Here is a 10,453-nt window from a genome sequence, read left to right as displayed (position 1 = left end):
GGTGGGTGGGGGCCTGTTCGTTGTGCCGGCGGCGCTGCGGGGCCGGCCGGGGTCCGACCTGGTCGCCCTCTATCTCCGGTGTGGGTGGGTGGTGGCGGCGGGCGATGGCGACCCCCGCCGGCTCGATGTCGGCCGCGTACAGGTCGCATCCGGGCAGCGCGGACAGCAGCGCCGCACCCACCGCACCCGAGCCGCAGCACAGGTCGACGACCACCGGGGCCGGATCCAGCGGCAGCCCGAGGGCCACCGAGACGAGGAACTCCGTGCGGCGGCGCGGGACGAAGACGCCCGGGTCGAGGAGGATGCGCAGGCCGGCGAACTCCGCCCAGCCGACGACCTGTTCCAGGGGTTCGCCCGCGACGCGGCGCACCGCCATGGACTCCAGCACCTCGGGCGAGGAGGCCGCGTCCATCAGCAGCTCGGCCTCCTCCTCCGCGAAGACGCAGCCCGCCGCCCGCAGGCGCACGACCAGCGGGTCGAAGGAGTCGATACGTGCCGTGCGCGTCATATACGGGCCACCTTTCACCACCACCGCACCCTACGTGACCATGCCCGGGCCCTTCGCCCGCCGATACCCTGAGCCTCATGGGGACATCCCGCCGCACGCCCAACTCGACGCCTGGTCGGGAGAGTTGGCGCGTCCGGCTGTTCCGGGCCGAGGGGCGGGCCGAGCCGCTGGGGGCCGGTGTGCTGCTGCACCGGCGGTACGTGGTGAGCTGCGGCCATGTCGTCCTGCCGGCGGCGCCGAGTTCCGGTCGGCCCCACAAGAATCTGTACGTCGATTTCCCCGGCGCGCCCGGACCCGCCGAACCCATCCGTGCGCGGGTGGTCGAGGGGCGGCTGATTCCGCCACGGGCCGGGCGCGGCGGTGATCTCGTCCTGCTCGAACTGGAGCAGGAGCCCGAAGACGGGGTGGAACCGGCCCAGTTGCACCGGCAGATCCCCGCGCGCGGCGCCCCCGTGCAGGTCACCGGATACCCCTCCGACCTGCTCGGCGGTGAGCTCGCCGAGACCGTACTGCTCGGGCTCGGCGATCCGGAGAGCCTGGCCGGGGCGAGCCGCCCGGCGAGCGGGCCCCGGCCCGCGTCCGGCTGGGTCGCACTCGACATCGAGGACGTCCCCATACGGCACGGCTACAGCGGCGCCGGTGTCGTCCACGGCCGCTCCGGCAAGGTGATCGGGCTGCTCACCCACCGGCTCGGCCGGCGCGGCACCACGCACCCGGCGGACCGGCTCGACCACGCCTCGCTGATCCCGACCGAGACCATCCAGCGCGAACTCGGGCTCGAGGAGCTGGGGATCACGGTCACGGGTGTACGGGCGGTCGCGGGCGATATCGCCCGGCCGGTGCGCGCCTCGGCGGGCGAGGAGCCCGATCCGGGTCTGCGCCGGCGCCTGGTGCGCTGGCTGGACGGCGAGATGGACGCACTGCCGGTGGAGGTCGTGTTCGTACGGCAGGGCAGGGCCGGGGACCTGGACACGCTGCGCGGGACCCTGCTCGCGGCCGACCGTGAGCAGCAGGCGCGCAAGGAGGCGGCGACGGCGGAACCCGAGGGCGGTGGCGGGCCGTTGACCGGTGCGATCGACTTCGCGGTCGACGCGACCACGCGCACCGTCTCCAGTCTGATCCGGCGTTTCGCCGAACGGGCCGGGCTCGATTCCGGACCCGGGCCGGGGCACGAGGGCTTCGTCCCCGGGCCACGGCGAGAAGGCCCCGGGCCGGGGCAGGAGAGCTCCGGGCCTGTGCAGGAAGGCTCCGGGCCCGGGACGGAAGGCTCCGGTGCGGAACAGCAAAGCTCCGGTGCGGAACAGGCGGGCTCAGGTGCCGAGCAAGCGGGCCCGGGTGCGGAACAGGAGAGCTCCGGTACGGAACACGGCAGCGGGCGCGATCAGCTCCTGCTCTCCCGTATCGCCGCGGACTGCCCCGGCATGACCGCCGCGTTCCTCTTCCCCGACGACTGCGCCTCCGCACCCGAGGACGTGCTCGCGCTGCTGCTCGCCGTACGGGCGCGCCGGCAGGCCCGGCTGCTGCTGGCGTTCCGCGACCCCGGCGCGCCGCTGCTGCGGCTCCTTTACGAGCAGTTGCTCGGCCGCGAGTGGCCGGCCGCCGTCGGCGAGCGGATCGAGCAGCGGCTGCACGAGTTGCGGCGCGTGCGGCAGCGGCTGTCCGAGCGCACCCACGAGACCCGCGCGCGGGACGCCGATGAGCTCCTCGGACGCCTCGACCGGCACCGCCGCGCGGCCGTGAGCGATCCGCTGCGCGCCGCGTACGACCTGTATCTGCTCGAACTCGACGTGGAGAACCTGCTGTTGGCGCTGCGCGCCCGCGAGGCACGCCTGGCCGCACCCCTGGAGATCAGCATCGAGCCGCCGGGCGAGGGCCTCGAGGAGCTGCCGCGGGTGAACGTGCAGGGCCCTCAGCTCACCGGCCCCGCGCCCCGGAGCACACCACGGCCGCGCTCCGGCGCCGCGGAGGGTGTGCCGCGGTTCGTGGAGCCCGAGCAGCAGTACCACGTGGTGGGGAAGCTCGCGAGCGGCAGCTACGGGCAGGTATATCTCGCGCACGACCGGGCGCTGCTCAACCGGCTCGTGGCGCTCAAGCGGCACAATCCGCGGGATGCGAGCGCGGTCGAGCAGGCCGCCGCCGAACGCGTACGCCTGGTGGACCTCAACCACCCGTTCATCGTGAAGGTCCACAACGCGATCCTGGACAACGACGGCGCGGGCCCCCTGCTCGTCATGGAGTTCGCCGACGGGCTGACCCTGGAGGAGATCCGGCAGCGGATGCTGCGCCGCGAGCCGCCGTTCCACGACGAGCGCGTCTTCGAGTTCATCGCCGTGTACGGGGTCAGGATCCTCGACGCACTGCACTATCTGCACACCGGCAAGGAGCTGGTGTACGGCGATCTGTCGCTCAACAACGTGCTGCACTGCGGCGACACCATCAAACTGATCGACGTCGCGGCGGTACGCGGCTTCGGCGAGGCGGGACCCGCCACGGTCAACCCGCCGGAGGCGGGCGGCGAAGGGCGGATGGATCCGGCCGGTGATCTGTACTGCCTCGGCGAGGTGCTGCGCTGCCTCCTGGAGGCCGCACCCACGGTGCACGGCCTCGGGGCGCACTCGCTGCGGCTCACGATCGCGCGGGCCACGCGCCCGGATCCGGCGGAACGCTTCGCTTCCGCCGAGGAGATGGCGGGCCAACTCCACGCGGTGCTACGGGAGTTACGCTCCCTGCGCCTGAACGAGGAGACCTTCGCACCCTCGCTGCACTTCGGACCGGTCGCCGACACCTTCGACGGCGGACTCGGCGCCGCCCCGCCCCTCGATCAGTGGGCCACCGGCGGCTCGTACAAACGGCAGCTCGGCCCGCAGCAGCCACCCACCCCGGCGGATGCCGCCGCGGATCTGCCGGCGCCGCACCCCGACCGCATGGATCCCAACTGGCAGCGGCTGCAGCGCACTTCGTACAACGACCCGAAGGGACTTCTCGGCCGGATCGCCCGCTGGGAAGCCACCCCCGAACTGCTGCTCCTGCGCTGCCGGCTGCACATCCACCAGGCCCGCGCCGCCCGCAACGCCCTGGCCCAGCCACGCGAGGCCGGCGACTCCCGCGAGGGAGCCCGGATGCCGCTCGACGAACTCGTCCACCAACTGGAGGCGGCCGACGGGGCGCTGCACGAGGCCCGCCTCCTGATCGGCACCGAACGCTCCCCGCACGACTGGCGCATCGCCTGGCACGAGGGCCTGCTCCACCTCGCCCACCAGCGGGTGGAGCAGGCCCGGCCGCTGTTCACCAAGGTGTACGAGGACATCCCCGGCGAGTACGCGCCGAAACTGGCCCTCGGCTACTGCCATGAGCATCTCGGCGAGACGGAACAGGCCAAGGAGTTCTACCGGTCGGTGTGGTGCCGCAACCACGCGCAGGGCAGCGCGGCCTTCGGTCTGGCCCGGATGCATCTGGCCGACCGGCTGCCGCGCGAGGCGGTCGTCGCCCTCGAAGGCGTACCGCCGGACTCCCGCCACCGCACGGCCGCGTGCACCGCTCTCGTACGCATCCACGCGGGCCTGCACGACCGCCAACCGCCGCCCACGCTCGCGGACTTCGCGCGCGCGTTCTCGGCGTTGCGGCGGCTCGTCGAGTACGAGGGGCTCACCGACGCGGCGGCCGAGGAGCGGCTCCGTACGGATCTGCTCGAACTCCTGGTGCTCGTGGTCGACGCGGCCCGCCGCACGGGCGGCGACCCCTGGTCGGAACTGGCCGGCCGCCTCCCGGTCGCCCTCGACCGCGATCTGCCGCCGCCGCTGCGCGTCCCGCGCACGGAGGAGCAGCTCCTGCTGCGCCTGTCCGACAGCTACCGCCGCCTGGCCCAGCAGGTGCCGGACACGGGCCGTACCGCGGACGACGCGCTGATCGAGGCGCTCCTGGACAACGCGAACCGGGTACGGCCGACGCGGGTGCGGCACCGGTCCGGTCCGGCGGGACCGCGGTTGCCCCGCTGGCTGTCCGGAGGCCGGGATCCGGGCGGCGGGTGAGGGGACGGTCGCGATGCACCGCGGGTGGCGGAACAGGCAGAGGAGGCAGACGAGTTGAGAATCGCGGGCGTCGACCGCACACGACACGCTGCCGCGCGGGCACGGGGCTGGGTGCGGGTGCGGGCGAAGTGGCTGGATCCGCGGCGGTCGGGGCCGGAGGTGTGGCGGTGGGCTTGCGGGGAGCCGTCCCGCGGCGGGGCACCGAGGCGCACCTCGGAGTTCCTGCGGGAGCGCAGGGTGCTTGTGCCGGCGCTCGCACTCCTTGCGTTCGCGCTCACCGCGGGCGCGTACTTCGACGTGCACGGCCGTACCGACCATGTACGCGACCGTCTGGCCCCCGCGGTGACCGATCTCGCCACGGCGCGGGTCCTGCTCCACGGGGCACAGGAGGAGGCGGTACGCCGCTTCGGGCCCTTCGACAAGGAACAGGTGCCCGAGCGGAAGGGGCAGGTGGCGATCGGAGACCGCTACGAGACGCTGCTGAGCAGCGGCAGACAGGCCCTGGACAGCGTCGGCCGGTCCGCCGCTCTCGACGCACGGCAGGCACAGCAACTCGGCATCATCCAGGGCCTCGTACAGTCCTACAGCGACGCGATCTCGATGGCCGACCAGAACCGCGAGAACTCCGGAATGCGCAAGGCGGGCGTCAACTACGGGGCCGACATCCTGTGCGACGAGAGCACCAAGGCGCTCAAGTGCGAGGACCTGAAGGACCCGGAGGCCGAACCCATCGCACTGCTCGGCCGGATCGCCGCCCTCGAAGCCGAACTGCGGCAGGAGACCCGCGCCCAGTCGGCCGCACTCACCCCCCTGCTCCTCGCGCTCGTCACGCTGCCGGCCGCGGCGCTGCTCGCCGTCGTCCTGCTGGGCACTCTGCGGTTCTGCCGCCGCCGGCTGCGGTTGATCAGCGCTCCCCTGTGGGCGCTGCTCGCGCTCGCGGCGTCCGTGTACGGGCTGCTCGCCGCGGGCGCGTTGGAGGAGCACGCCGCACAACGTGCCGTACGCGACCAGGTCCACGAGCTGTCCGCCCCCGAGTCCACACAGGAGCAACTCGCAAGGAAGGGCGGGGAGATCACGGACAGGCTGGACGAGGCGGGCCCGGTGGGCTGGGCCCAGACCGCACGTATCGCCCTGGGTGTGGGCACGGCGGGCGCGGTCTCGGCGGGGCTCGCGCTGTACAGCTACGGGCTCGGCTATCCGTCGGCCGGAAGGCGGGCGGTGGCATGACGGGCCGATGGAGAGCGAGGGTGCGAACCGCCCTCGGCGCCGTCCTGTTCGCCGTGACCGCCCTGTCCGCGGGCGCCTGCACGGGAGCCGAGGACCGGACCGTCACCGTCCTGGGGCCTTGGACGGACGGCGAGGAGAAGCCGTTCGTGGCGGCCCTGAAGGAGATCGAGAAGCGCACGGGCGTCCGCTACTTCTACTCCGGCACCCGCTCTCTGCGCGACACCCTGGTGGCGCAGCTGCAGGCCGGCGCGCCCCCGGACGTCGCGATCCTCAACAGCCTCGGCGAACTGACGGATTACGCCAAGCACGGCCACGCCCATCCCCTGCCCGACGACATCGCCGACCGGGCCATCGAACCCTGGGCTCCGGACGTCACGGTGACGGTCGCCGGTGACAAGCAGCTGACGCGGCAGGCGTACTGGGCGCCGGTCCGTATCGACCTCAAGGGGATCGTGTGGCACGACCCCGACGACCGCTCGGAGGAGCCACAGCAGTGGTGCCTCGGCATGAGTTCGGGCGCGACATCGGGCTGGCCGGGTACGGACTGGATCGAGGACCTGCTGCTGCGACGCCAGGGCCCCGATGTCTACCAGCAGTGGGCGCTCGGGGAGCGGTCGGTGCCGTGGACCGACAAGAGGGTGCGGCAGGCCTGGGAGGACTGGCGGAAGCTGCTGCCGAAGGGTGACGAGCGGCCGAAGGCGCTCACGCGCTCCTTCGAAGCCGACAGCGGACTGCTCGACTCCAGCGATGCGAAGTGCCGCCTGGAACACCAGGGTTCGTTCATACGGCGCCACTACGACGCCACGTACCAGCCCGCCCCCACGCCCCAGTTCGTGTCCGGGATCGGCAAGAAGCACACCGACACCTACGAGGTCTCCGGCGACATGGCGGCGGTGTTCAAGGCGAGCGACGAGGCCTGGGACCTGGTCCGCGAGCTCACCGGCCCTGAGGCCCGCACGGCCTGGGCGGCCTCGGCCGAAAGCGAGGGCGAGCGCCCGCTGTTCCCCGGGGCGATGGGGGTCGAACCGACGCCAGGCAGCGCCACCGCGAAGGTGCGGGACCTGCTCTACGGCGCCGACCGGATCTGCTTCGACGCCTCGGACGCGATGCCGCCGTCCCTGCGCGACGCGTTCCAGCGGGCCGTGCTGAAGTTCCTGGAAGCCCCCGACGACGACAAGGCGCTCGACGCGCTCCTCGCAGGCCTGGAACGGGAAGCCGAACTGCAGCGCGAGGACGAGACCTTCCTCCTCGACGACCTCTGCGGCAGCCCGCCGCCGAGCCCCACCTCGTAACGGCGAGACCCCTCAGGCGAAGACGACCGTCCGCCGCCCGTTCAGCAGGATCCGGTGCTCCGCGTGCCACTTCACCGCACGCGCCAGCGCCTGGCACTCCACATCGCGCCCCACCGCGACCAGCTGCTCGGGGGTGACCTCGTGGCCGACTCGCTCGACCTCCTGCTCGATGATCGGTCCCTCGTCGAGGTCGGCGGTCACATAGTGCGCGGTGGCGCCGATCAGCTTCACACCGCGGGTGTGCGCCTGGTGGTACGGCTTCGCGCCCTTGAAGCTCGGCAGGAAGGAGTGGTGGATGTTGATGATCCGGCCGCTGAGCTGCTTGCACAGATCGTCGGAGAGGACCTGCATGTAGCGGGCGAGGACGACCAGCTCGACGTTCTCCTCGCGGACGAGCTCCAGGAGCCGCGCCTCGGCCTCGGCCTTCGTGTCCTTCGTCACCGGGATGTGGTGGAAGGGCAGGCCGTACGAGGCGACCAGCTCGGCGAAGTCGGTGTGGTTGGAGACCACGGCCGCGATCTCCACCGGGAGCGCACCGGTGCGGGCGCGGAAGAGCAGGTCGTTCAGGCAGTGGCCGAACTTCGACACCATCAGGACGATGCGCATTTTGGCCTCGGCCTGATGCAGCTGCCAGTCCATCTGGAAGGAGTCGCCGACCGCCGCGAACGAAGCGCGCAGCTTCTCCAGGGTGACGGGCGCCTCGGCCGAGAAGTGCACCCGCATGAAGAACAGGCCGGTGTCACGGTCGCCGAACTGCTGGCTGTCCTCGATGTTGCAGCCCGTCATGAAGAGATACGACGAGACGGCGTGCACGATGCCCTGTTTGTCGGGGCAGGACAGAGTCAGGACGTACTGGTCGGAAACGGCCGCGGGCTGCTCACTCATCCAGGCAGGATCGCATACGCGGGGCTGGGGCCGGGACGCGTACCGGCTCGTGGACAGCGGCACGCCGTAAGCCGGACAGACCCCGCCCTCCCGGGGGCCGAGCCCCTTTGAGACTATCGGCCGCCACTGACAGCGCCGCCCCGACCTGCGAGAAAGCCGCTCAGGCCGAGCGCGTCATGATCCGCAGCACCTCGAGGGAGCGCGGCGCCGCGTCCGGGTCGTCCCCGTCGCTCTGCGCCATGCGGACGTGAGCCTCGCGTGCCGCGCGGACCGCTTCGGGCCAGCCGTGGTGCTCGAGATAGGTCTGGACGGGGGCGTCGGGGCCGACCTGGTGCATGATCCGCAGGACCCGGAGCACCGCGGTGTCGACAAGCGCGGCCTCCTGCGGGTCGCGGAAGATCGTGCCGACGTACTTCTCGGCGGACCAGTTGTCGAGCCAGGTGTCCTCGACAAGGCGGTACACGGCGTCGGTGACGTCCCCGTACTCCTCGCGTCCGGCCAGCCAGCACTCCTGCTGGAAGACGGGGTCGGAGATCATGTGCAGCGCGGAGCGCACGTTGCTGCGCCAGCGCCACCATGGCATGTCGTTCAAGGGCATGCCGTCCATGGTGGAGGAGCGGCGGCCGCGACGGGAAGACTTCTCCGAGCTTTGCACGGTTGCCGATCGTACGTTCTTCGCCCGGGCGACCCTCCGGGCCCCCCATGTTCACCTTCAAGTCACTTTCCGTTGACTCAACTTCACTCAAAGATTCGGAACGTGACGCAAAAGTGCGTGTCCATGACCGATCGGCCGCGTGCCCTGCCCACCCGTCGACTCAACCGCCTCCTGGCCTTGGCGGTCACCGCCTCCCTGGCCGCCGGGTGCGGTGCGATACCCGGACTCTCGTCGGACCCGAAAGGCCCGGTCACCGTGATGACCTGGGCGCCGGAGAACACCAAGGGCACCGATGCGCCCGGCGTCCCGGCGATGGCCCGCGCGTACGCCCGGTGGGTCAATGCCAACGGCGGGCTCGGCGGACGTGACCTCAAGGTCATCACCTGCAACGAGCACAACGACGTGAACGGCGCCGCGGACTGCGCGCGGCAGGCGGTCGAGGCCGAGGTGACAGCGGTGGTCGGCTCCTACAGCCAGTACGGCCGGTCGTTCCTGTCCACCTTGGAGGCGGAGGGCATCCCGTTCATCGGGGGCTTCGGGCTGACCGAGGACGAGTTCACCAGCCCCCTCTCGTATCCCGTCAACGGCGGGCAGGTGGCGCTGATGGCGGGCAACGGGCGTCAGCTCGCCCAGCACTGCGCCAAGGTCTCCCTGGTGCGCCCGGACACGATCGCCGGCGACGACCTGCCCGAGCTGCTCGACTTCTCGCTGAAGCAGGCCGGGCGGCCCGCGGCCACGGACATCCGCGCCAAGGAGGACGCCAACGACTTCACGGCGCAGGCGGAGCGCGCCCTCGCCTCCGCGGGCGCGCCCGCGTCGCTCGCGACCACGCTGGGCACCGAGGGCGCGCGTGAGCAGGCCCGCAAGGGGTGTGTGACGGCGGCGCTCGGCGACCAGACGACGACGTTCTTCGACTCGCTGCGCCGCGTGCGCGAGGACTTCCAGGACGTACGGATCGGCTCGGTGCTCGGCTCGCTCGACCAGACCTCGATCAACCGGGGCGGCGGCAAGTCCGGTGTCTACGAGGGCGCGTACGTCACCGGCTGGTACCCGGCGGCGGGCGACGACCGCTGGGAGCCGATGCGGAAGGTGATCCGCGAAGAGGCCTTCAACGACAACCGCATCGACCCCGCGGACGCGCGCGTCCAGAACACCTGGATCGCGTACACGGTCCTCACGCAGGTCGTCACCTCGCTCGGCGAGGGCACGGTCGACGCCCGCGCCGTCACCCGCGCCCTGAACGACGGCGTCCGCATCAAGACCGGCGGCCTGACCCCCACCCTCAGCTGGCGCTTCGAGGACACCATCGCCGTCCGCGACTACCCCCGCATGGTCAACGCCCACGTCTGGTTCCAACAGGTGAAGCGGGGCCAACTGACGGCGGTGGGCAGGACGTCGGTGAACATGGCGGACACGTTGGAGCGGACGATCTGAGGGGGGGGCGGCTTGCCGGCTCGGGCTGGTCCGGGTGAGGGGCGGTCCGCGTGAGGGGCTGTCCTCGCGAAGGGGGCTTCCCGGGAGGGGGCTTCCCGGGAGGTAGGGCACCGCGACGGCCGGGGGCACCGGGAGGTGCGGGCGCCGCGAGGGCCGGGGGACACCGGAAGGTGCAGGGCGCCGCGAGGGCCGGCGGACACCGGAAGGTGCAGGGCGCCGCGAGGGTGCCCGTTCGGATGCTGGTGCCGGGGCACCGTGAGGGTGCCCGGTCCCATGAGGGTGCCGGGGCGCCGCAAAGGCGCTGGGGGCGGCGCAAGGGTGCGGGGCGCCGCGAGGGTGTGATCCCCGGGAGGGTCCAACTTGCCAGCGGGGCGCCGCGAGGCTGCGGGGCGCCGCGAGGGACCGCCCAGACCCGCCGGATCAG

The 10,453-nt window shown here is 72.2% G+C and carries 6 protein-coding genes and 1 pseudogene; 4 read left to right on the top strand and 3 right to left on the bottom strand.

Annotation, left to right across the window (positions count from 1 at the left end; translation table 11 throughout):
- Nucleotides 1–508: pseudogene (locus ABT367_RS38595) on the bottom strand (putative protein N(5)-glutamine methyltransferase); the annotation flags it as partial.
- A gap of 77 nt (nucleotides 509–585) precedes the next feature.
- Here ABT367_RS38595 and ABT367_RS38590 point away from each other — a divergent pair.
- The 3 genes from ABT367_RS38590 (at nucleotide 586) to ABT367_RS38580 (ending at nucleotide 7,055) form a co-directional block, all read left to right on the top strand.
- Complete coding sequence (locus tag ABT367_RS38590) at nucleotides 586–4,536, top strand: tetratricopeptide repeat protein (protein ID WP_352258289.1); 3,951 nt, start codon at nucleotides 586–588, stop codon at nucleotides 4,534–4,536.
- A 237-nt stretch (nucleotides 4,537–4,773) separates the two neighbouring features.
- Nucleotides 4,774–5,763, top strand: coding sequence for a hypothetical protein (locus ABT367_RS38585; RefSeq protein WP_352258287.1), 990 nt, complete (start codon nucleotides 4,774–4,776; stop codon nucleotides 5,761–5,763).
- 20 nt (nucleotides 5,764–5,783) lie between these two features.
- Nucleotides 5,784–7,055, top strand: coding sequence for an ABC transporter substrate-binding protein (locus ABT367_RS38580; RefSeq protein ID WP_352258286.1), 1,272 nt, complete (start codon nucleotides 5,784–5,786; stop codon nucleotides 7,053–7,055).
- Nucleotides 7,056–7,067: 12 nt separating this feature from the next.
- On the opposite strand, the gene purU is transcribed toward ABT367_RS38580, so the two are convergent.
- Together purU and ABT367_RS38570 are read right to left on the bottom strand one after the other, a co-directional pair.
- The gene (gene purU / locus ABT367_RS38575; RefSeq protein ID WP_352258285.1) at nucleotides 7,068–7,940 is read right to left on the bottom strand and encodes a formyltetrahydrofolate deformylase; all 873 of its coding nucleotides are present in this window, start codon (nucleotides 7,938–7,940) and stop codon (nucleotides 7,068–7,070) included.
- A gap of 160 nt (nucleotides 7,941–8,100) precedes the next feature.
- On the bottom strand, nucleotides 8,101–8,547 hold the full coding sequence (locus ABT367_RS38570; RefSeq protein ID WP_352258290.1) for an SCO4402 family protein: 447 nt from the start codon (nucleotides 8,545–8,547) through the stop codon (nucleotides 8,101–8,103).
- Between the two features lie 171 nt (nucleotides 8,548–8,718).
- Here ABT367_RS38570 and ABT367_RS38565 point away from each other — a divergent pair, with 171 nt between their 5' ends.
- The gene (locus ABT367_RS38565) at nucleotides 8,719–10,029 is read left to right on the top strand and encodes an ABC transporter substrate-binding protein (RefSeq protein ID WP_352258283.1); all 1,311 of its coding nucleotides are present in this window, start codon (nucleotides 8,719–8,721) and stop codon (nucleotides 10,027–10,029) included.
- Nucleotides 10,030–10,453 lie beyond the last annotated feature (424 nt).

This window comes from Streptomyces mesophilus, assembly GCF_040300965.1.
GTDB classification, from domain to species: Bacteria; Actinomycetota; Actinomycetes; order Streptomycetales; family Streptomycetaceae; genus Streptomyces; species Streptomyces mesophilus_A.
This window is presented reverse-complemented; position numbering and strand designations above follow the sequence as displayed.

What these genes read in the sequence shown, in the direction of transcription:
- ABT367_RS38590 (WP_352258289.1), top strand. Translation starts at nt 586, where the DNA reads ATGGGGACATCCCGCCGCACGCCCAACTCGACGCCTGGTCGGGAGAGT.
- purU (WP_352258285.1), bottom strand. Translation starts at nt 7,940, where the DNA reads ATGAGTGAGCAGCCCGCGGCCGTTTCCGACCAGTACGTCCTGACTCTG.
- ABT367_RS38570 (WP_352258290.1), bottom strand. Translation starts at nt 8,547, where the DNA reads ATGGACGGCATGCCCTTGAACGACATGCCATGGTGGCGCTGGCGCAGC.
- ABT367_RS38565 (WP_352258283.1), top strand. Translation starts at nt 8,719, where the DNA reads ATGACCGATCGGCCGCGTGCCCTGCCCACCCGTCGACTCAACCGCCTC.